This window comes from Nostoc sp. UIC 10607 (assembly GCF_047228265.1).
GTDB classification, from domain to species: domain Bacteria; phylum Cyanobacteriota; class Cyanobacteriia; order Cyanobacteriales; family Nostocaceae; genus Nostoc; species Nostoc foliaceum_A.
On the sequence record NZ_JBIQNW010000010.1, the window covers coordinates 130,051 to 151,506 of the forward strand.

Consider the following 21,456-nt stretch of genomic DNA (forward strand, 5'->3'; position numbering starts at 1 on the left):
CAATATCCAGAAATTTTGACAAATTTGACTATATTCTTGCAATTTACGGAATCGAAGCTAGTTTCTACTTTTCTTTAAAGAACTTACTAGTAGCCGTTACACGACCTACTGGTACATTTGGTAACTCATTTGCTACCAAAATATTGCTGCCATCCTCTGTATTCAGTTCTAGAAGTTTACAAGCCATGATTCCTTTAGCTTGTGGCTATCTGCTAAAAAGGTAAGTAAAGTAGTTTTTAAAACACATTTATATAAATTTCTTGGTAAACAATTTTTCTTCGGAGGAAGTTTACTTAAGAGAACTATCTAAAAAACTATACCAATAAACCAGTTTTCCTAAAAATTTACTTTTACCCCGTACCTTGCATCTATATGACTTCACAATCTTCTCGCTCTGACAAAATTCTGGTTGTCGATGACTCTCCTGATAACGTGTTTTTGATCAAAACTATTTTGGAGGAAGAAGGTTACACAATTAGCACAGCAGAAAATGGAATTTCGGCCTTGGCAGAATTGAAAGCTTCTCCTTGTGACTTGGTTCTGCTGGATCTGATGATGCCGGGTATGGATGGGTACGAAGTCACCAAGCACATTCGTGGAGAGATGAAATTGCCACAATACATCCCCATATTGCTGATTACTGCCCACGATGCGCCAAACGTCGCCCACGGTTTAGACTTGGGTGCTGATGATTTTATCCGCAAACCTGTAACAGTAGATGAATTGCTGGCACGAGTGCGATCGCTCCTGCGCTTGAAGCATAGTATGGATGAACGTGATGAAATTGCCCGTCAGCGAGAAGATTTTGTCTCCCGCCTCACCCACGACTTACGCACTCCCTTGGTAGCTGCCGATCGCATGTTGATGCTATTTCAGCAAGGAGCGTTGGGAGCATTATCACCACAAATGCAGGAAGTAATCGCCATCATGGCCCGTAGTAATATCAACCTGCTTTCTATGGTGAATACCTTATTAGAAGTTTATCGCTTTGAAGCAGGTCGCAAAACTTTGGCATTTCAACCAGTTCATCTGGGCCGATTGCTAGAGGAGGTGATTGGAGAATTGGCAACTCTAGCTCAAGACAAAGCACTATCCCTAAATTTGGACTTTACTGAGGAGTCAAGCACAAACACAGTGATGGGCGATCGCTTAGAATTACATCGTCTATTCACCAACCTCATAGGCAATGCGATCAAATTTACTGGCTCTGGTTCTGTGACTATTCGTTTTACTTCTCAACGCCAATTTGATAAAAGTAGTCAATCTCAGTTCTCTGAAATATCCAATTCTGTTGACTACATTAGAATTGAAATAGTGGATACAGGCTCAGGTATTCCCCCTGAAGAACAAGCCACCATATTTGAACGATTTCGCCAAGGCAGCCACAAAACTTCCGGTAGTGGCTTAGGACTATATCTTGCTCGCCGAATTGTCGAGGCACATCAAGGCATTATTCTGCTTAATTCTGAGTTGGGCAAAGGTAGTGTATTTATTGTGCTTCTTCCCACTAAAATATGAGAAATTAGCAATTATCAATTATGAATTATAGAATTTTTATTATTAATTCATAATTGAGAAATTTACTACTATTTACCGAGCAATAACTTTAAGTAAATATTCCCATTAGAAAGTAAAATACTAAAAAATGACGAATCAAATATGTTGATGTACCAGCGCTAACATTAAAAAAAATATTTTTTATAGGAAAAAACAATGATTATCACTGAATTATCTAACGTTGGCGATATTATCCAGAATCAGCGTGAGTTTTTTCAAACTGGCAAAACTAAAGACGTTACTTTTCGCATTGAGCAACTTATAAATCTCAAGCAAGCAATTATTGAGCATGAACAGTCAATAGTTGAGGCATTACAAGCAGATTTACATAAGCCAGAAGTGGAGACTTATCTTACAGAAATCGGTGTTATCAAAGAAATAGATTATGCCATAAAACATCTCAAAACCTGGACTAAGCCAAAAAAAACAGCCGTTTCCTTTGATTTTTTTTCCTACTCGGCGAGAATTTATCCAGAACCGTTGGGGGTTGTCTTAATTATTGGGCCTTGGAACTATCCATTTCAGTTAATTATCTCACCGTTAGTAGGTGCGATCGCAGCAGGTAATTGTGCAATTATAAAACCTTCAGAAATCGCTTCTCATACCTCCCGTATCATCGCTGAAATTGTTGCTAAATATTTTGATCCTGCTTATATTGCAGTGGTTGAAGGAGGCGTTGAAGCCAGTCAAAAACTACTTGCAGAAAAGTTTGACCATATCTTTTTTACTGGTGGTACAGCCGTTGGCAAAATAATCATGGCAGCAGCAGCAAAATATCTTACACCAGTTACTTTAGAATTAGGTGGCAAAAGTCCTTGTATCGTAGATACTGACATTAATCTTGAACACACTGTCAGACGAATTACTTGGGGCAAATTTATTAATGCTGGACAAACTTGTATCGCTCCTGACTATCTTTTAGTTGATAAAAAAATCAAAAAAGATTTAATAGATGGTCTGGGAAAATCCTTAAAAGAATTTTATGGCGATAATCCAGCAAACAGTCCTGATTATGCCAGGATTATAAGTCAAAAACACTTTGATAGGTTGGTTAACTTTCTCAAAGATGGTGAAGTTATCATTGGTGGAGTTGCTCAAGCTTCGGAACGTTATATCGCCCCAACAGTAATTGATAATGTCTCCTTAGAAGATTCCATAATGCAGGAAGAAATTTTTGGCCCTATTCTACCCATCATTGAATATACTGACATTGCAGAAGCGATCGCCTTGATTAACTCTAGACCAAAACCCTTAGCGTTATATTTATTTTCTCAAAACAAAAACCTGCAAAAGCGAGTTTTGCAGGAAACTTCCTCTGGTGGAGTCTGCATCAACGATACAGTGATGCAGGTTGGTGTCTCATCTTTACCATTTGGTGGAGTGGGAGATAGCGGTATTGGCAACTATCACGGTAAAGCTAGTTTTGACACCTTTTCTCATAACAAAAGTGTATTGCAAAACTCTTTCTGGCTCGATTTAAAATGGCGATACGCTCCCTATGAGGGCAAATTGCCGCTAATCAAGAAACTTCTGGGTTAAAAAAGTTAGGAGTTATGAGTTATAAGTTATGAATTTTTAACTCCTAACTCCTAACTCTTAATTATTCATTATTAAAACCCAAAAGCGCTGCTGTAACGCTCCTCAGCCCAAGGTTCACCACGGCGATGGTAGCCATTGCGCTCCCAAAAACCAAGTTCTTCACCAGCTAAAAACTCTAAACCATTAATCCACTTAGCACTTTTCCAAGCATATAGGTGGGGTACAACTAGCCGCATCGGGCCACCGTGTTCAGATGGAAGGTCTTCACCAAAGACTTTAAAGGCAAAGAAGTTTTCTTCGCGGATAAAATCTTCTACAGAAATATTGGTAGTGTAGCCGCCGTAGCAGTGTTCCATTATGTGGGCTACTTTGGGGTCTAGCTCAATCAGACCCATGAAATCTGTAACTTTTATGCCAGTCCATTTGACATCCAGTTTAGACCAGCGCGTTACACAGTGGAAGTCTGCTGTGAATTCGTGTTGAGGCAGCGCCATAAAGTCTGACCAATTAAAGGTAACAGGTTTTGCTAAACCCCAAACTCGAAATTCCCATTCCTCAATGCTGACTTGGGGAGTTGCACCGTAAGTTAATACGGGGAAACCTTTAGCTAAGTGTTGACCTGGAGGGACGCGTTCCCCCTCTTCCTTGTCTGGTTTATGAAAAAATTTTCCTAGCATAGTTGGAGAAAAATAAGTTTTCTCAAGGTATTTGCAGACTTTTTTACTGAGTTGCTAACAGCACCAGATGTTTTACTCTTTAATATGATTACTTGATTATTACTCATCAATGATAGGTAATGGGTAACGGATGTTCCCAATTACTCACTACCAATTTTTTTCGATCTAATCAGCTTTTGTAGAGTATCTATGATTCATAATGCAATCAGGAAAGCTAAGAAAAAGCGTTTATCCAGTAGTGAGAAGTTTGATTGGTGAAGCACCAATCAAATCTATCGGTGCTGTTCATGCTTTTCCTGACTGGGAAATTATGATTCTTCTTCCTCTTCTTCAGCAGTTGGATATACAAATGTAGAACGTCCAGTCAAAATCGACTTGCCCAAAGAGAGAGCTTTCTGAGCTTCGATGACGGCTTTGTGCCTCCAGGTAGCTCGACGTTTATCTCGTTTTGATTTGGAAGTTTTCTTCTTAGGAACAGCCATGTCAGCAGATATCGCGATTCTTGACAACCTTCTTATTCTAGGCCATCCACTGACACCAAGGACAACAGTTGAGTCAGAATTGATAGGTTGAGACTGAAGTATGACACGGGGACACGGGGACAAAGGGAATTCTAAGAGTGACCTCTTTGCGTTCCCCGAAGTTCAGAGCCAAGGCTTCCTTGGCTCTGACTTCTGTCTGTGTCTAGCTCAACGCGTCATTTTTGGGTTGACATCCCGCTAGCTGCTGGAACTGTATTAGAGCTATTTTCAAAGAAAAGTAGTGATCGCGCAGTTTTGAAGTAAGTTGCCCAATTTTGAGCATCGGGACGCGATCGCCATTGGGGACGACTGACTTCTAATGTCAAGACTGGTGCGATCGCTCCATAATTTTGTACGGACACAATGATTGAAACATCTGTCACTAAGATATCTTGGTCGAAGCTCCTTTGAGCAGCTGCCCTCGCGGCTGCTTCTGCCCTCCTGAGAACGGTTTCGTAGTTTTCTTCTGGCAGGCGGTCAATAGCTAGATCAACTCTAGCGGTGTAAGCCCGCACAACCTGAGGTGCGATCGCTTCCGTCAAAAACCACGCAGGAACAGTAGATATGAGCAAAACTACTAAAGGAACTATCCGGATTCTTCTGGCAATTTGGCTAATAACTGAAAAGGGAGTGATCGATGATGGTAGGTGAGCAGAAATTTTGCTCATGACCTTCTATCTCCTTATTGATGATCTGTTATTGAAATTAGGTGAAAGTATTTTCCGGTCAACTAACGTAGTAAAAATTACATTCTAACTTAAGATTCGATCAGAATCACCTAGACTATAAGACATAGGTTAGCTTTGTTTTTTTGGCAAAGCCAACCGCAATTTTAAGACCAGCAAACAATAACTGACAAAGAGCGGGATGGCAAATTACTGGGCGATCGCGATTGGCATCAATCAATATCAGTTATTTCAACCTTTAAGTTGTGCCCAAGCAGATGCTGAGGCACTGGAGGATTTTTTGGTGACAGAGGCAGGTTTTCTCCCCAAACACTGTCTAGTCATGACAGATACCTCGCCGCCGATTGGGGATAGATCAACTTATCCGACTAAAGAGAATATTTTGCTGCTGCTTGAGGATTTGGCAGCGACAAGTTGGCAACCAGAAGATTATCTGTGGTTATTTTTTAGCGGTTATGGGGTCAACTACAAAGGCAAAGATTACTTAATGCCAGCGGAAGGCAACCCCGAACTAGTGCAAGAGACTGGCATAGAATTGCGATCGCTAATGCAAAGCCTGCAACTTGCTGACCTAAATGTATTGCTACTACTCGATATCAACCGCGCTTTTGGCACCCAAGCGGATGCTCCCGTTGGCGAAGAAACAATAGAACTAGCCCAAGAATTACAACTCGCAACAATTCTTTCTTGCCAACCAGAGCAATTTTCCCATGAAAGTAGCGAATTAGGTCACGGATTCTTTACAGCAGCTTTGTTAGAAGCTTTGCGTTCTGGTAATGGCAGCAACTTGGCAGATTTAGAAAGCTATCTGAGTCTGCTCATGCCAAAATTATGTCACCATCACTGGCGTCCTGTTCAAAACCCTGCCACTATCATCCCATCAAGACCGCAGATAATCTTGCCACAATTGGCAATGGAAAGTGACTTTCAATCAGAACCGGTGATTTATCCCGAAGAATCTTTTGCTATTGCCCGTGCCGCTCCTACCCTCGACGATTACCCTAGAACCTCAGCAGAACGGCGCAGATGGGGAGAAGCTACTGTGAACTACTCCCAACAGGTGAAGGCTTACAAGATCGAGAAGCCTAAAGGTCAACCAGTCCAGGAGTCAGCTACTAGCTTAGTTTCCCAGCCAATGGCGGAAACTTCTTTAGGAGTGAATCCGAGGGGAAGATTTATCCCCAATTCCTCGAAAGGTTACGTCTCTCGATTGCCATCAAATCAACCAAGCATCCCTTTTTGGAAACAGTTTATCTTATGGGGCGGAGGCAGCTTGCTGGTAGCAGGTTTAATTGCTGTAGTTTTTCTCCGTAATCAAGAAACTTTTAGAATTAAGCAAATATCAAGCACATTACCCAATGCTACTGCTAGCGATCGCCAGGTTATCGAGAATTTACCAAGCGATCTTACTCCACCAGTTAGACTTAAAAACCAATCTAGTGCCCAAATCACTTCTAGTTCCGAGTCGAAAAAGCGGAATCAAGCAGTATTAGACTTGGCGAAAATGTCGCTCAGACAAACCCAGGCTAGCGATTTGAGCATGGCGATCGCTACAGCCCGGAAAATTAAACCCGGTGAACCACTCTACGATCAAGCTCAAGAGAATATTAAGATTTGGAGCCAGATGATTTTAGATTTAGCAGAGGGTCGTGCTAAACAAAGACAGTATGCTAGCGCTATTGCTGCTGCTCGATTAATCAGCAAAAATGAAGCTCCCTATGCCAAAGCACAAGCAGCAATTAACCTGTGGCGGTTAGAGGGCAAGCAGTATGTCAGTAACAAAACTCTTTTAGATGCAGCTAATGCCTTAATTAAGCCTGGACAGGCATCTACCTACAATCGTGCGATCGAAGTTGCCAAGAAAGTACCAGCAGGTCAACCGGGCTTTGATACTGCCCAAAAATCGATCAATAAATGGAGTGAGAAAATTTTAGACTTGGCCAAGCGTCGCGCCACCGAAGGAGAACGTAATGCCGCAATTGCGACCGCTGCTTTAGTGCCAGAGGAGACAGCCGCTTACGAAGATGCTCAGGATGCTATCCAAAAATGGCAAAAAAAATAGTTAGCAGTTAGGAGTTAAGAGTTTTAATTCCTCACTTATCACTCCTAACTCGTAACTTTTGTCTCAGTACTTAGCAGTACTGCGAGACATCTTCACCACATTCGTCGGCTAGATAGCACAGTGCTCGAAAACGTAAACCAACCACTTCCTCATATAAGGGGTTAAGCTTGCACATGGGCGGAATGTGAAACAAGGTTTTCCCAAATAATTTGAGATCGCGCTCAAAGGGACACTGAGATGGAATCAGTTTGCACAAGCGGTGAGCTAGTTGGCGATCGCGGACTTGAATGTTTTCTACCCGTTGCCGTAGGGGTTGGAGAATATCCCAGTAAGGCTTGGAAGCAGAACGGTTTAGCTGGGTTACTTTATGGTCACTAGTCTCTGCTTGATTGATTGATACCCAGCTTGCCAGAAAAATCTTTTTTGTGGTATTGTCGAATACCTTCATGGTTAATCCTCTGTGTTATTGAGGCTATTCACCTTTTTGATGAATATATACAACGTGGCAACGAACTTTCCCGGAAAAATCGCGTTCTGACTGCGATATAATGTAATACCTGATTAGCCACTTAAGTCAGAACCTAATTTATTACTACGTCAAGTTAATCGCAATTTTCTGGGGATCGGTAGTGTAATATTACGATCTTGTTCATAACTTGACACAGTTTAAATTTTAATAAAGACATCCATCATTGGATAGGTTTTAGTGTAACATTTACAATCCTTAATATAAGGTCTTTCTAAAAGTATTTTTGCTAAGTATAAATATCAGTAATAGCCTAGTAGGCGTCTTTCCTCTCCGCATTCCCACTTCCCCACGTCAGAGCGTCCTGTCAATTGCTGGCTTAATGTCGTACAAATAGAGATAAGTCTATAGACGCGGTGGCGGCTTAAAGCCAGGTGGGTTGGCTTCCTCAGCAGATACAGAGGGGCTAATCATGAAACGTCGGTCGTCGCAAAGTCTCGGTAAAGAAAGTGATTTTTCTCCAATTTGCAATCTATAGCGTCTTAGGGCTAACTTATCTGGGGCTAGCATTGGGTTACATCCCTGGTTTACGCATGAACCGCGCCACTATTGCTTTGGTCGGTTCTGCCTTTTTAATTGCTTTAGGTGTTCTGAATTTACAGGAAGCATGGCAGGCTATTGATGCCAATACCATCGTATTTCTCTTGAGCATGATGGTAGTTAACGCCAACTTATCCTATGCAGGGTTTTTTAAGCGATCGCTATCAGTGATATTGAGTATTACTCGCAGTCCTCTAGGTTTGTTAATTGCTTTAACTTTTGGCAGTGGTATTCTCTCCGCCTTTTTTCTCAATGACACTCTGGCGTTGATTTTTACACCCTTAACTTTGAGTCTGACTCAAGCTTTGGGTTTAAATCCGATTCCTTATTTACTAGCGATCACTGGTGCAACTAATATAGGCTCGGTAGCAACTTTGAGCGGTAATCCCCAAAATATCCTGATTGGCTCCTTTTCAGGCATCTCCTATCTAGATTTTCTGCGTGTATTGACCCCAGTTGCCCTAACAAGCTTGGTAATTCAGGTGATATTACTGTGGCTACTTTACCCAAATGTGCGCTCACTTAAACCTTGCCAACTATTACCTGTTGGCAACCAACGAATTTTTAAACCCTTATTTAATAAAACATTAGTCATCACAATTGGGCTGCTAATTGCATTTACTGTCGGCTTACCCTTAGCGCAGTCTGCTTTAATTGCTGCTAGTTTATTGCTAATCACTCGGCGGGTTAAACCCCAGCGCATTTTGCAAAAGGTGGATTGGAACCTGCTGGTAATGTTTTCTGGATTATTTATCCTGACGCGAGTCACGCAAAAGCTGAATTTGCTTCAGCCATTTACCCATGCAATCAACTCTGCTGCGAGTTTTTTGGGCGTAACTGTTGTCTTATCTAACTTAATTTCTAATGTGCCTGCTGTACTTCTGCTGCATCCCCTGGTTCCGCCAGGTGACACTAAGTATTGGCTTTTGTTGGCAGCCGGATCAACTTTGGCAGGGAATCTAACTTTGTTTGGTTCAGTCGCCAACCTGATAGTTGTAGAAGCTGCTGCTGATTTAGGTTACAAGCTAACTTTTTGGGAACATCTAAGGTTTGGAGCGCCTTTAACAGTGTGTACTTTAGTTCTAGTATACCTCTGGGTTCATTGAGGGCGCTAAAGCAAATAATTTTTCTCTCAATCTCGCGCCAAAGCGCAAAGACGTTAGAAAAACTCTACGTCTTTACGCCTCTGCATGAGATTTTATCTTAAATTCTCTATGATGCTACCTGAGCAGCAGTCCGAGTCCGCCGTCTTCTGCCATCGGCAACTTTCACGGGTGGCTCATCAGGAATTTGCATCAACAAAGTCACAGATGGCTGACATTGCAATTCCCGCCGGATGGAACGTTGCAATTCTCGTTCTAAAGTACCTTGCAATCCACCCCAGTCTATATCTGCTGCTTCCCCTTCGCTAGGAGCAAATTCTGTCCAGCGCACAGTGAGGATTTCTTCAATGCGTTGTTTTACCCAGGTTTGTAGCAGCGATCGCTCTACACTAGTAACTACACCCCGTAGGTGAATTTCTGGTTTTGCCAACAGTTTACCATTCCAATCAATGGCAGCTGCGATCGTAATAATGCCTTCTGAAGCCATGCGTTGCCGTTCTTGTAAAACTTTGGCACTTACCATACCCGAACTCGTAGTATCCACCAATTCGATACCAGATGGCACTTTACCAGCAACGCGAATAGCATCTTCAGTCAGTTCGACAATATCACCATTCTGAATGATGATCATGTTTTCTGCGGGAATGCCCATACTCTGAGCAGTTTCTGCGTGCTTCACTAGCATCCGATGTTCGCCGTGAAATGGCACAAAGAACTTGGGTCGAGTTAAGGCAATCATCAGCTTTTGCTCTTCCTGACAGCCGTGACCGGAGACGTGAATCCCTTTATCCCGACCATAGACCACTTTTGCACCTTGAATCATCAATTTATCAATGGTGTTGACTACTGCGATCGTATTTCCGGGAATTGGGTTAGCAGAGAATACTACTGTATCTCCTTGGCGGATTTTGATGTGAGGATGTTCTTTGTTAGCAATGCGGGTCATTGCTGCCATAGTTTCACCCTGAGAACCTGTGGTTAAAATCAGTACTCTTTCATCAGGCAGATTGCGGACTGCGTGCAATGGTTGCAGCAGATTATCTTCACACTTGATGTAACCTAAATTACGAGCATGAGCAATCAAGTTCAGCATGGAACGCCCCACAATCGTCACTACACGGTTTTGCTTCTTGGCGATATCCAAAATCATGTTGATGCGATGGACGCTAGAAGCAAAGGTAGTGACAAATAATCGCCCAGTAGCTTGACTAAATACTCTCTCAAGATTCGGATAAACTGAACGTTCCGAAGGTGTAAACCCTGGTATCTCAGCATTCGTGGAATCACTTAGCAGACAAAGAACGCCTTTTTCACCATGTTCTGCTAACCGTTGCAAGTCAAACTTTTCACCATCCACTGGGGTATGGTCAATTTTAAAATCCCCTGTGTGAATGACTACACCAAGGGGAGTATGAATGGCAACAGTGAAACTATCAGCAATGGAGTGGGTGTTGCGGATATATTCAACTAAAAAGTTTTTGCCAATCCGCACCACATCGCGTGGTAGAACTGTTCTGATTTCTGTGCGATCGCGGACTCCTGCTTCTTCTAATTTACCCTCTAGCATTGCCATTGCTAGTCTGGGCCCATAAATCACGGGGATATCAAATTGCTTGAGATGAAAAGCAATTCCGCCAATATGGTCTTCATGACCGTGAGTAACGATCATCCCTTTAATTTTATGGCGATTTTCCCGCAGATAGGTCGTATCTGGCAGAACAATATTTACTCCATGCATCGCCTCTGTGGGAAAAGCCAATCCTGCATCTAGCAGGATAATTTCATCGTCATACTCAAAAAGACAAGTATTTTTCCCAATTTCGTGCAAACCGCCTAAAGGAATAATTTTCAAGGCGGAATTATTAGCTTCGTTTTTAGCCATTTTCTCCTTAGATCGTTACTTGTGGTTAATTTAGTTGATAGTTAACGAACTTGTATTTAAGACAACATCATTTGTCTCTTAATTCAGTCCTAAAGCAATCAAGTTTTAATTGAAGATTTCAATTTTTTATTCAATAAAAGCGACTGTACACTGAAGAATTTATAGTATGTCTATCAGTCCTAGCACAGATTTTTAAATTGCAACTTATGAACAATTATGAGCATTGTTTATATGTATCTTTAGAAAGCAGTAGCTTACCAAAGCTTAACCAGATGGTGGCTAGATTAAACTAAGTTCTTTCAGAACCGCTTCTAACTTTTGACTTACTTCTAAATCAGCTTCACATAGTGGTGGACGAGTTGAACCAACCTGCCAACCTTGAAGTTTCAGTGCTTTTTTCACTGGAATGGGATTTGAAGTGAGAAATAAAGCTTTAAACAACGGGAAGAGTTGGAGATGAATCTCACTGGCTACTTCAATTTTTCCCGCACTAAAAGCTTGGATCATTTGCTGTAGTTGGTTTCCTACCAAATGAGAAGCCACACTTACCACACCCTTTGCCCCGATCGCTAACAAGGGCAAAGTCATGTAATCATCACCAGAGTAGATGTCGAATTCTTTTGGTGTCAAGCGACGAATTTCGCTTGCCTGATCTATACTACCAGTGGATTCTTTAATTCCGACAATATTGCTAACCTCAGCTAACCTGGCAACTGTTTCTGGCTGAAGGTTTTGTCCGGTACGACCTGGGACATTGTATAACAACAAAGGTAAGTCGGGACAGGCTTGTGCTATGGACTGAAAGTGCGCTTCCAATCCCGCTTGTGGCGGTTTGTTGTAATAAGGAACAACTTGTAAGGAACCATGTACTCCTATTTTAGACGCTTTTTGGGTAGCTGCGATCGCTTCTTTGGTAGAATTTGAACCACAACCTGCAATCACCTTGGCTTTGCCTGCCACAGACTGCAATACTTCGACAAACAATTGGTATTCCTCATCCCAACTTAAAGTAGGGGATTCTCCTGTTGTGCCGCATACCACCAGTGTATCTGTACCGTTGTTAGCTAGATGCGCTGCCAGTTCTGCTGCTACATCATAATTGACACTACCATCTGCTTTAAACGGCGTAATCATAGCGGTTAAAACATTGCCAAAATCTCCCACCCTGTTTTCACTCCTGATTACCCATGTTTTTGTATCTTGGTGGTTTTCTATTGTAATAACCTATCTGCAAATTGCTTTCAACAGTGATTTGCACATTTGGTCTTTTTCATTAGTTGTTTAATTTTACTAATAATTAGCTTGAAACATAAGCTTTAGTAGATTGGAGCAGATTTTGTTCTACTAGCAACTCGGCGATTTGTATTGCATTCAATGCTGCACCTTTGCGGATTTGGTCACCGCACAACCATAATTCCAAGCCACAGGGATGAGAAATATCTTGACGAATTCTTCCCACTAAAACTTCATCTCTACCAGTTGCTTCAATTGGCATTGGAAAATGATTAGTTTCCCAATCTTCTACCAATTTCACTCCAGGGGAGGAATTTAAAATTTTTCTGGCTTCCTCTGCACTAAAGGGAGTCTCAAATTCTAAATTAATGGCTTCTGAATGAGCGCGGAGTACGGGAACCCGTATACAGGTTGCAGTGATTCTGATTTGCTGCGTGCCAAATATTTTTCGGGTTTCGTTGACCATTTTCATTTCTTCCTCACAATAACCCAAATCGTTTAATGGTGAGTTATGCGGGAATAAATTAAATGCCAGTGGGTAAGGCAATACCTCTGCAACTGGCGGCTGTCCTTGTAGTATAGCGCTTGTTTGGGTTTTTACTTCTGCCATTGCTCTGGCACCAGCACCACTAGCAGATTGGTAGGTTGAGGCTACGATGCGTTGTACTGGTTTAACTTTATGCAATGGCCATACTGCCACAGTCATTAAAATTGTTGTACAGTTGGGGTTTGCAATAATACCTCGATGATTAGCTGCGGCTTGTGGATTCACCTCTGGTACTACTAAGGGTACTTCCGGGTTCATCCGAAAGGCACTGGAGTTGTCAATTACCACGGCGCCCTTTTCTACGGCAATTGCTGCCCAAGTTTTCGATGTGGAACCACCTGCACTTGCTAGTACTATATCTACATTTTCAAAGGCGCGATCGCTCACTGGCTCTACTGGTATATTTTCACCTTTAAACTGTAGCGATCGACCGACACTTCGCTCTGATGCCAATAACTTTAAGTCACCAATTGGAAAATTACGGCTTTCCAATAATTCCAGCAACTCTGTGCCAACTGCGCCAGTTGCTCCCAAAATAGCTAAACGATAGGATTTCGACAAATTTGCTTCCTCCTTTAAGAGATTTTCCTACAATTTTTTGGAACAATTGACAATTTGCTTATATTTAAATCGCGATCAGTGATCGCAGTCTTGAAATAAGTTTTGAATAGATTTAGATTTTTCTCTAATTTAGTCTATCTTTATAGATAGATTCAATAAATTTATTGCTTGGTTATTTAATACATTAATTTAATGTTGCATTTTACAACAACCGCAGTCCCGTTTATTCTATTTATCTAAACTATATTATTGTATTATACAACAAACCGTCATTTAGCAGGAAACATAGATCATATCTGCACTTAGGCTTTTGCTCTGCAAGGTGAATAAAGCTCTTGCCTATAAAGTGGGTTGCCAGGATGATGAATGTATTATGATGCAAATGTTATAAAATCGGCAAACCATCAAATCGAGCTATGTGGCTAGGCAGCAGATTTACTCTTGTACCACAATATAGCTAGACTCAATGCTATAACTTTGAAGTACTAACTACTGGCTGAAAACCAGGATATCACGATGTTAGCCCACTGAAGAATTAATTCCTAAGTTTCCAGTGCTAAATTCAGACTAACTGAAGATTACAGACTGGGAAGTAAGGATTAAACTCTTCCTAATCCACAATGATTCAGCACTTAATTACAAATATTCGGCAAGAAACCCCAGACGCTCTTAGCCCTGGGAGTGTCAATAATTGTTATGACGGTAAATTGTCAAGTCCTTGGCCATTGGCAGTAAACTGGATCTCTGTGCCAGGACACACCATGCATCCTTGGATGTTATGAAGCCTTGTAACAACTTCCCATCCTCCCTAAGAGACATCAAGCCATAAACGCGAACAATTATTGCGTCTTGTGTGTACTCGGAGATTACAATACCAGAAAACTAGAGACGAAGCATGAAAGTTACCCAGGAAAAACTTCCCGCCAGCCAAATTGGTCTGGAAATAGAGATTACGCCAGAAATTACCAAGCAAACTTACGAACAGGTCATTAAAAACTTAGCGAGTACTGCCAATATTCCTGGGTTTCGTAAAGGCAAGGTACCTCGGCCGATATTGCTGCAACGGCTGGGTACAACTCGTATCAAGGCAGCAGCACTGGAAGAAATAATTCAAGACGGCATTGAGCAAGCAGTTAAACAAGAAGCTATCCCGGCAATAGGTCAGCCGCAATTGCGCTCTTCTTTTGAGGATTTGATTACGAATTATGAACCTGGAAAACCCCTGACGATTTCAGCCACTGTCGATGTAGAACCAGAAGTGAATCTAGTGCAATACACTGATTTGCAAGCTAAAGCTGAAGAAGTTAAGTTCGATCCAGAACAAGTGGAAAATACCCTCGACAAGGAACGTCAAGAATTGGCGACATTGATTCCTGTAGAAGGACGTTCAGCCCAAATCGGTGATATTGCCGTAGTCGATTTTAAAGGTTCATTCGCCAGAGTTGAGGGCGAAGACGAAACAGCTGAACTAGAACCGATTCCTGGAGCCGAAGCAACTGATTTTCAAGTTGAGTTGCAGGAAGATAAGTTTATTCCAGGCTTTATTTCTGGAATAGTGGGGATGAATCCTGAAGAAACCAAAGAAATTGCAGCACAGTTCCCAGATCCTTATGCTAATGAAGATTTAGCTGGAAAAGCGGCAACCTTCACAGTGACGCTCAAAGAATTGAAGGAAAAGGAACTACCAGAAGTAAATGACGATTTCGCCCAAGAAATCAGCGATTTTGAAACCTTAGAGGAGTTACGCGCCTCTTTGGTAGAGCGATATCAGAAAGAGGCGGATGACAAAACAAAAGCAAATAAACAGGAAGCGTTGTTAACGGAACTGCTCAAGCACGTAGAAGTTGACTTACCAGCAACCTTGATTGAGCAAGAAGTGGATGCAATGCTAACGCAAACAGCAATGCGGCTGTCTCAGCAGGGATTAGATGTAAGAAAGTTATTTACTCAAGATATTATTCCGCAATTGCGGGAGCGATCGCGTACTGAGGCTATTGAACGCATCAAACGTTCCTTGTCGTTGCGGGAAGTTGGTAAACGCGAATCTATCGAGGTAACACCAGAAGAAATCGCAGCCAGAGTTACAGAACTTTTAGAACAGTACCCAGAGGAGCAAGACGTTGATGAAGATAGACTGCGCTCAATCGTGGAAAACGAACTATTAACCGAAAAAACCATTGATTGGCTATTAGAACATTCCTCAGTTGAACTTGTACCCGAAGGCTCCTTGAGTCCTGCGGAGGAAACAGAAGACGCAGAATCAGATGCTGATACACCTCAGATAGAGGAAGAAATCAGCGAAGCTTCAACAGAAGTCACAGAAGGATAATTAAAAATCCCACAGCCATGAGTTCACCAGTTCTGAGTTAAAGTACTGGTGAAATGGGTAAGTTAAAAGAGATGAGGGAGCAGGGAGCAGGGGAGAAGAACTATTAATTATTGTTCAATGCCCAATGCCCCATAACTCTTAACTCCTGAAAACTCAGGCATGAAGGCAGAATAATTAATGAGTTTTTAGCAAATTGTGACACATGTTATCGCCTGAGCTTGATACTGTGTTACACGAGAGGAAATTATATGAGGCATAATGGTTAACACGTAGCTATAAAAATCCCATTCGTCGAAAAGGCAGCATCTGCTGCTGAAACATTTGTCCTAAATTATCGTCAAATTTGCTTGTATGCTTGTATCGCAGTCGGGAAATTACCCCATCAGCAACCAAAGTCGAATAAACATTAACTCCCAGTTGAGCAGCCCTAGCAACATCGTGCCGATGGTGGTGGAACAATCTGGCATGGGAGAAAGGGCTTTCGACATCTACTCCCGCCTGCTGCGAGAGCGGATTATATTTTTGGGAACGCCAATAGATGATTCTGTAGCCAACTCAATTGTGGCTCAGTTGTTATTCCTAGACGCTGAAGACTCAGAAAAAGACATCCAACTGTATGTTAATTCTCCTGGCGGCTCAGTCTACGCAGGGATGGCAATCTATGATACAATACAGCAAATTCGCCCTGATGTTGTTACCATCTGTTTTGGATTAGCCGCGAGCATGGGGGCATTTTTGTTGACAGCAGGGGCTGCCGGTAAGCGAATGTCTCTGCCTGACTCCCGGATTATGATTCACCAACCCCTTGGTGGCGCTCAAGGTCAAGCCATTGACATTGAAATTCAAGCCAGAGAAATTCTTTATATTAAGGCTAAGTTGAATCAGTTAATGTCTCATCATACTGGTCAACCCTTAGAAAGAATTGAAGCAGATACTGAGCGCGACTTTTTCATGTCGGCAGAAGAGGCGAAGAACTACGGTTTGATTGATCAGGTCATTTCCAGGCAAAATCTTCCCACAGCAGGGGAAAACGTCACCATTCTGAAATAAGAGGCTGGTATGTCTAAGTACGACTCCCATTTAAAATGTTCGTTTTGCGGCAAGTCTCAAGAGCAGGTGCGTAAATTAATCGCGGGGCCGGGAGTCTACATCTGCGATGAATGCGTTGACTTGTGTAATGAAATACTAGACGAGGAGTTACTCGATACCAATGGTGCGGCAGCACAGCCGGCACCAAGAGCAGAACCACCTCAAAAACGGCGTACCCAATCTTCTAGTATTTCGTTTAATCAAATACCCAAGCCAAGAGAGATTAAAAAGTATCTAGACGAACACGTTATTGGTCAAGACGAAGCCAAGAAAGTGCTGTCAGTAGCCGTTTACAATCACTACAAACGGTTGGCAGTGATTCAGTCTAAAGCCAGTGGCAAAGCTGCGGCAGATGATGCTGTAGAATTGCAAAAGTCTAACATCTTGTTAATTGGCCCCACTGGTTGCGGCAAAACTCTCTTAGCGCAAACCCTAGCGAAAATCCTAGATGTACCCTTTGCCGTCGCTGATGCTACAACACTGACAGAAGCGGGGTATGTGGGAGAAGATGTGGAAAATATCTTGCTGCGACTGTTACAGGTGGCAGATTTAGATATAGAAGAAGCGCAGCGAGGAATTATCTACATTGATGAAATTGACAAAATTGCTCGCAAGAGTGAGAACCCGTCAATTACCCGTGATGTTTCTGGCGAAGGTGTGCAGCAAGCCTTGCTGAAAATGTTAGAGGGAACGATCGCCAATGTACCACCCCAAGGAGGGCGTAAGCATCCCTATCAAGACTGTATCCAGATTGATACAAGTAATATCTTGTTCGTCTGTGGTGGTGCTTTCGTAGGCTTAGAAAAGGTTGTAGATCAGAGAGTTGGTAAAAAAGCAATAGGCTTTGTTCAACCTGGAGAAGGCCAATCGAAGGAAAAACGGGCAGCAGATACTCTCCGCCATCTAGCACCGGATGATTTAGTCAAATTTGGCATGATTCCCGAATTTATTGGGCGCGTGCCAATGGTAGCAGTAGTAGATCCGCTAGATGAAGAAGCGTTGATGGCGATTCTCACCCAACCACGCAGTGCCCTAGTGAAGCAGTACCAAAAACTGCTGAAGATGGATAATGTCCAGTTAGATTTTAAACCAGAAGCTTTACGAGCGATCGCTCAAGAAGCCTATCGGCGTAAAACTGGTGCTAGAGCGCTACGAGGAATTGTCGAAGAACTGATGCTGGATGTAATGTACGAGTTACCGTCCCGTAAGGATGTAACACGTTGTACAGTAACACGGGAGATGGTCGAGAAGCGATCGACTGCCGAACTTATAATACATCCATCTTCACTACCGAAGCCGGAATCAGCTTAATAGTCATTAGTCATTAGTCATTGGTTATTAGTCAAAAACTAAAGACTAATAACCATTTAATAAGGGAAAATGACTAATGACAACTGACAAAGGACTAATGACTAATGCCTTATATCAATGTTCGTGGCGTTGAGTATTACTACGAATGGGTGAAAAAACCATCTGGTTCTTTGGTAAAACCAGTGATGGTTTTCATTCACGGTTGGGCTGGTTCAGCTAGGTATTGGCAAAATACTGCTAATGCTTTATCGGAGCAATTTGATTGTTTACTCTACGATATGCGGGGATTTGGCCGTTCTGGTGGGAAGCCAACCATAGCCGAAGCAAGTGAAGCTGTTGCCGAATCTGAGTCACCCCAGGATGAATCACAGGCAATCAAAGACTTAACCTATGAATTAGAAGAATACGCTGATGATTTGGCAGCTTTGTTAGATGGGTTGCATCTTCAGCGTGTCTATATCAATGCTCATTCAATGGGCGCGTCTGTTGCTACTTTATTTTTTAACCGCTATCCCGAACGAGTAGAGCGAGGAATTTTAACTTGTAGTGGCGTTTTTGAGTACGACGAAAAATCCTTTAGTGCCTTTCATAAATTTGGTGGCTATGTAGTTAAATTCCGTCCCAAGTGGTTAAGCAAAATTCCATTTGTTGACCGGATGTTTATGGCCAGATTTTTATATAGTTCTATCCCACATTCTGAGCGGCAAGCTTTTTTGGAAGATTTTCTTGAAGCAGATTACGATGCGGCTTTAGGAACAATTTTTACTTCAGTCAGTAAGGCTCAATCTGAAGTGATGCCGCAAGAGTTTGCCAAGCTGACAGTACCGACTCTGCTCATTGCGGGGGAGTATGACAAGATTATTCCAGCCGAGATGGGGCGTCAAGCAGCCGCACTGAGTGACAAGGTGGAATTTGTGATGATTCCCAACACAGCGCATTTCCCTATGTTGGAAGATGCACCAACTTACCTGCGACGGGTACAAGAGTTTTTGCGAATTAATACCCTAGAGCCGCAAGGGAGTTAACTTATTTTTTGGGTATTGCTGATTGAAAGTATGAATTATCCTCATGCAAAGGCGCAAAGAACTGTTCTTTAGTCATATCGAAAAATGTCATTGCAGGTTTGAAAAGGTTGAGATCTACTTGATTACTTCTACTAAACCAACATACAGTTGCATTTCTACAATCATAATCCTGAGTTATTTGTTAGGTGTGTCCGCCTATACAATTCTTCCCCTCTCTTAATTATCTTTGGATTAACCCAAACCCAGTTCTCGTTTTAGTAAATTAATTGAGTTAGTACCGATATAATTTTCAACCTTAATCAGCTTCGGTGGACGAATAATATCATCATCAGATGCTTGCACGGCTGCTTGCACTGCCGCGAAACTGGCTTGATCACTTATAATCACCTCAGCCCGTTTAACCATTGCCTGAAGTTTATAAGCATCTTTTGGTTGCGAAGTCATCACTAGTAGTTCATCCCCTCGCAGACCGTGGAGGATGACTTCTGCTGCTCGTGCAATCCCGGAACTGAGGCTAACTATGCCTACACAGTTTTCTTTTGGTAGGGTTTTCAATAGACTGAGTTCTTTGCTGTAGTCGTATATATCCAGAGGTATTACCCGTGCAGCTTTAGGAGCTGCGATCGCTTCCACATTACTGATAAAATACCGACTTGTGACTACTGTCGCAGAGGTAGTTTTATCGAGCACAGCTGTTAATTCTTCCATTGCTACCAACTGGACTGGTATTTTTAGCGATCGCTCTAATTCATACACCATCAACTCACCAGCACCCATATCATAGGATGGAACTGCAACCAATACCCGCGCACTACAACGCAAGCGCCAGTCAATTTCCGCTAAAAATAGCTCTCTGGCTTGATTGAGTGAACATCCTTGAGATAGCAGTTCATCAAGTGCTTGCTGGACAACTTGATATGCATCAGGATGTTGTTTGAGAATTGGTGATTGCAGCCTGCTACCGCCTTCATGACCTTGGGCCCGAACATAAATTCCTGAACCAGCCATACTTTCAACAAATCCGTCTTCCTCCAGTTGACGGTAAACTTTGCTAATGGTGTTGCGGTGTAACCCAGTTTGCATTGCCAGTGCCCGTGTGCTTGGCAATTTGTAAGCCGGGGGATATTGCCGAGAAGCGATCGCAAAGCGGATTTGATTAAACAGCTGGGTCGATGCGGGAATTTCGCTGTCTGGCTGAATACGGAATTGAATCATCACCAAACCTCCTGAATACTAAGTGCTGACGAGTGCTGATGAGTGCTGAGTTTTGAGTATTAAGTGTTGCTTTTCTACTCAGCACTTTTAACTCAGCCCTCCTTTAGTGACCAGCTGCATTTGCTACATGTCAAATATTTTATTTACACATGAAGTTTTTCTGGTAGAAATTTTAATGCTCTCACTATTGGTAATTGATAATTTAAATGGAAATAACCTAAGCATACTGGCATAGTTATATCAAATAAACACACGGCTAATGATATAGCACTGGTAAAAATTATTATGACAGAGCAAGCAATAATTACCACAACGGTTAATCTTTTGCAAGATAATATTCAAGTGTCTGCTTATCTGGCAGAGCCAAAAGAACCCGGATCTTACCCAGGAGTGGTTGTATTACAAGAGATTTTTGGTGTTAATGTTCACATTCGGGATGTTACAGAACGGATTGCCAAACTTGGGTATGTAACGATCGCACCTGCACTTTTTCAACGAACTGCTCCTGGCTTTGAAACTGGATACACACCCGAAGATATTGAAACGGGCAGAGGCTACGCTATGCAAACTAAAGCCTCAGAGTTATTGAGCGATATTCAACTAGCAATTGACTACCTCAAAAGTCTGCCTCAAGTGAAAAAAGATGGCTTTGGCTGTATTGGTTTTTGCTTTGGCGGTCATGTCGCATATCTTGCAGCTACCTTACCAGATGTTAAAGCTACGGCTTCTTTCTACGGTGCTGGAATTACCACTCGCACACCAGGAGGTGGCGCTCCCACTGTTACCCGCACCAGAGAAATTCCAGGTACTCTCTATGCCTTCTTTGGCACAGCAGATGCTAGCATCCCACCCGAACAAGTAGATGAGATTGAAGCAGAGTTAGAAAAATATAAAATTCCTCATCGTGTGTTCCGCTACGATGGAGCTGATCACGGATTTTTCTGTGACCGTCGTGCCAGTTATAATCCTAAAGCTGCTGCTGATGCTTGGGAGCAAGTCCAACAACTCTTTAGTCAACTGAATTAGTCATTAGTCATTAGTGAATAATAAAGG

General features: G+C 42.3%; 18 protein-coding genes. 9 read left to right on the forward strand and 9 right to left on the reverse strand.

What is annotated here, in order from left to right:
- Positions 1–64: 64 nt before the first annotated feature.
- Positions 65–187, reverse strand: coding sequence for a hypothetical protein (locus tag ACEYW6_RS12370; RefSeq protein WP_412979917.1), 123 nt, complete (start codon positions 185–187; stop codon positions 65–67).
- Positions 188–372: 185 nt separating this feature from the next.
- Between ACEYW6_RS12370 and ACEYW6_RS12375 the strand changes: the two genes are divergently transcribed.
- Both ACEYW6_RS12375 and ACEYW6_RS12380 read left to right on the forward strand, forming a co-directional pair.
- Positions 373–1,518 (forward strand): response regulator, encoded by a 1,146-nt coding sequence (locus ACEYW6_RS12375; protein WP_412979918.1) that lies wholly within the window; start codon positions 373–375, stop codon positions 1,516–1,518.
- A gap of 195 nt (positions 1,519–1,713) precedes the next feature.
- Positions 1,714–3,096 carry an aldehyde dehydrogenase gene (locus tag ACEYW6_RS12380; RefSeq protein ID WP_412979919.1) on the forward strand — a complete coding sequence of 461 codons (1,383 nt, stop codon included), beginning with the start codon at positions 1,714–1,716 and terminating at the stop codon, positions 3,094–3,096.
- Positions 3,097–3,167: 71 nt separating this feature from the next.
- Here ACEYW6_RS12380 and ACEYW6_RS12385 read toward each other — a convergent pair whose 3' ends face one another.
- The 3 genes from ACEYW6_RS12385 to ACEYW6_RS12395 all read right to left on the reverse strand — a co-directional run bounded on the left by ACEYW6_RS12385 (position 3,168) and on the right by ACEYW6_RS12395 (position 4,962).
- Positions 3,168–3,773 (reverse strand): sulfite oxidase-like oxidoreductase, encoded by a 606-nt coding sequence (locus ACEYW6_RS12385; RefSeq protein WP_190892581.1) that lies wholly within the window; start codon positions 3,771–3,773, stop codon positions 3,168–3,170.
- A gap of 308 nt (positions 3,774–4,081) precedes the next feature.
- Positions 4,082–4,255, reverse strand: a complete 174-nt coding sequence (gene rpmF / locus ACEYW6_RS12390) for a 50S ribosomal protein L32 (RefSeq protein WP_190892708.1) — start codon at positions 4,253–4,255, stop codon at positions 4,082–4,084.
- Between the two features lie 215 nt (positions 4,256–4,470).
- Positions 4,471–4,962, reverse strand: coding sequence for a hypothetical protein (locus tag ACEYW6_RS12395; protein WP_196511365.1), 492 nt, complete (start codon positions 4,960–4,962; stop codon positions 4,471–4,473).
- A 199-nt stretch (positions 4,963–5,161) separates the two neighbouring features.
- Between ACEYW6_RS12395 and ACEYW6_RS12400 the strand changes: the two genes are divergently transcribed.
- Complete coding sequence (locus ACEYW6_RS12400) at positions 5,162–7,042, forward strand: caspase family protein (RefSeq protein WP_412979920.1); 1,881 nt, start codon at positions 5,162–5,164, stop codon at positions 7,040–7,042.
- A 70-nt stretch (positions 7,043–7,112) separates the two neighbouring features.
- Here ACEYW6_RS12400 and ACEYW6_RS12405 read toward each other — a convergent pair whose 3' ends face one another.
- Positions 7,113–7,490: a Mo-dependent nitrogenase C-terminal domain-containing protein gene (locus ACEYW6_RS12405; protein WP_412979921.1), complete on the reverse strand. Its 378-nt coding sequence runs from the start codon at positions 7,488–7,490 to the stop codon at positions 7,113–7,115.
- Between the two features lie 527 nt (positions 7,491–8,017).
- Here ACEYW6_RS12405 and ACEYW6_RS12410 point away from each other — a divergent pair.
- A complete protein-coding gene (locus ACEYW6_RS12410; protein ID WP_412979922.1) occupies positions 8,018–9,214 on the forward strand; it encodes an anion transporter in 1,197 nt (398 codons plus the stop codon).
- A gap of 106 nt (positions 9,215–9,320) precedes the next feature.
- On the opposite strand, the gene ACEYW6_RS12415 is transcribed toward ACEYW6_RS12410, so the two are convergent.
- The 3 genes from ACEYW6_RS12415 to ACEYW6_RS12425 form a co-directional block, all read right to left on the reverse strand.
- Positions 9,321–11,093 (reverse strand): ribonuclease J, encoded by a 1,773-nt coding sequence (locus ACEYW6_RS12415; protein ID WP_412979923.1) that lies wholly within the window; start codon positions 11,091–11,093, stop codon positions 9,321–9,323.
- A gap of 279 nt (positions 11,094–11,372) precedes the next feature.
- A complete protein-coding gene (dapA, locus tag ACEYW6_RS12420) occupies positions 11,373–12,257 on the reverse strand; it encodes a 4-hydroxy-tetrahydrodipicolinate synthase (RefSeq protein WP_412979924.1) in 885 nt (294 codons plus the stop codon).
- A gap of 133 nt (positions 12,258–12,390) precedes the next feature.
- Positions 12,391–13,434, reverse strand: a complete 1,044-nt coding sequence (locus tag ACEYW6_RS12425; protein ID WP_412979925.1) for an aspartate-semialdehyde dehydrogenase — start codon at positions 13,432–13,434, stop codon at positions 12,391–12,393.
- Positions 13,435–14,329: 895 nt separating this feature from the next.
- Between ACEYW6_RS12425 and tig the strand changes: the two genes are divergently transcribed.
- From tig to ACEYW6_RS12445, 4 genes are all read left to right on the forward strand, one after another.
- The gene (gene tig / locus ACEYW6_RS12430) at positions 14,330–15,763 is read left to right on the forward strand and encodes a trigger factor (protein ID WP_412979926.1); all 1,434 of its coding nucleotides are present in this window, start codon (positions 14,330–14,332) and stop codon (positions 15,761–15,763) included.
- A gap of 351 nt (positions 15,764–16,114) precedes the next feature.
- The gene (clpP, locus tag ACEYW6_RS12435; RefSeq protein WP_190892602.1) at positions 16,115–16,813 is read left to right on the forward strand and encodes an ATP-dependent Clp endopeptidase proteolytic subunit ClpP; all 699 of its coding nucleotides are present in this window, start codon (positions 16,115–16,117) and stop codon (positions 16,811–16,813) included.
- Positions 16,814–16,822: 9 nt separating this feature from the next.
- On the forward strand, positions 16,823–18,163 hold the full coding sequence (clpX, locus tag ACEYW6_RS12440; protein ID WP_190892604.1) for an ATP-dependent protease ATP-binding subunit ClpX: 1,341 nt from the start codon (positions 16,823–16,825) through the stop codon (positions 18,161–18,163).
- Between the two features lie 104 nt (positions 18,164–18,267).
- The gene (locus tag ACEYW6_RS12445; protein WP_412979927.1) at positions 18,268–19,188 is read left to right on the forward strand and encodes an alpha/beta fold hydrolase; all 921 of its coding nucleotides are present in this window, start codon (positions 18,268–18,270) and stop codon (positions 19,186–19,188) included.
- 231 nt (positions 19,189–19,419) lie between these two features.
- Here ACEYW6_RS12445 and ACEYW6_RS12450 read toward each other — a convergent pair whose 3' ends face one another.
- Complete coding sequence (locus tag ACEYW6_RS12450) at positions 19,420–20,403, reverse strand: GntR family transcriptional regulator (protein WP_190892609.1); 984 nt, start codon at positions 20,401–20,403, stop codon at positions 19,420–19,422.
- 285 nt (positions 20,404–20,688) lie between these two features.
- Between ACEYW6_RS12450 and ACEYW6_RS12455 the strand changes: the two genes are divergently transcribed.
- Complete coding sequence (locus ACEYW6_RS12455) at positions 20,689–21,429, forward strand: dienelactone hydrolase family protein (protein ID WP_412979928.1); 741 nt, start codon at positions 20,689–20,691, stop codon at positions 21,427–21,429.
- Positions 21,430–21,456 lie beyond the last annotated feature (27 nt).

What these genes read in the sequence shown, in the direction of transcription:
- ACEYW6_RS12370 (WP_412979917.1), bottom strand. Translation starts at nt 187, where the DNA reads ATGGCTTGTAAACTTCTAGAACTGAATACAGAGGATGGCAGCAATATT.
- ACEYW6_RS12375 (WP_412979918.1), top strand. Translation starts at nt 373, where the DNA reads ATGACTTCACAATCTTCTCGCTCTGACAAAATTCTGGTTGTCGATGAC.
- ACEYW6_RS12380 (WP_412979919.1), top strand. Translation starts at nt 1,714, where the DNA reads ATGATTATCACTGAATTATCTAACGTTGGCGATATTATCCAGAATCAG.
- ACEYW6_RS12385 (WP_190892581.1), bottom strand. Translation starts at nt 3,773, where the DNA reads ATGCTAGGAAAATTTTTTCATAAACCAGACAAGGAAGAGGGGGAACGC.
- rpmF (WP_190892708.1), bottom strand. Translation starts at nt 4,255, where the DNA reads ATGGCTGTTCCTAAGAAGAAAACTTCCAAATCAAAACGAGATAAACGT.
- ACEYW6_RS12395 (WP_196511365.1), bottom strand. Translation starts at nt 4,962, where the DNA reads ATGAGCAAAATTTCTGCTCACCTACCATCATCGATCACTCCCTTTTCA.
- ACEYW6_RS12400 (WP_412979920.1), top strand. Translation starts at nt 5,162, where the DNA reads ATGGCAAATTACTGGGCGATCGCGATTGGCATCAATCAATATCAGTTA.
- ACEYW6_RS12405 (WP_412979921.1), bottom strand. Translation starts at nt 7,490, where the DNA reads ATGAAGGTATTCGACAATACCACAAAAAAGATTTTTCTGGCAAGCTGG.
- ACEYW6_RS12415 (WP_412979923.1), bottom strand. Translation starts at nt 11,093, where the DNA reads ATGGCTAAAAACGAAGCTAATAATTCCGCCTTGAAAATTATTCCTTTA.
- tig (WP_412979926.1), top strand. Translation starts at nt 14,330, where the DNA reads ATGAAAGTTACCCAGGAAAAACTTCCCGCCAGCCAAATTGGTCTGGAA.
- clpP (WP_190892602.1), top strand. Translation starts at nt 16,115, where the DNA reads ATGCTTGTATCGCAGTCGGGAAATTACCCCATCAGCAACCAAAGTCGA.
- clpX (WP_190892604.1), top strand. Translation starts at nt 16,823, where the DNA reads ATGTCTAAGTACGACTCCCATTTAAAATGTTCGTTTTGCGGCAAGTCT.
- ACEYW6_RS12445 (WP_412979927.1), top strand. Translation starts at nt 18,268, where the DNA reads ATGCCTTATATCAATGTTCGTGGCGTTGAGTATTACTACGAATGGGTG.
- ACEYW6_RS12450 (WP_190892609.1), bottom strand. Translation starts at nt 20,403, where the DNA reads ATGATTCAATTCCGTATTCAGCCAGACAGCGAAATTCCCGCATCGACC.
- ACEYW6_RS12455 (WP_412979928.1), top strand. Translation starts at nt 20,689, where the DNA reads ATGACAGAGCAAGCAATAATTACCACAACGGTTAATCTTTTGCAAGAT.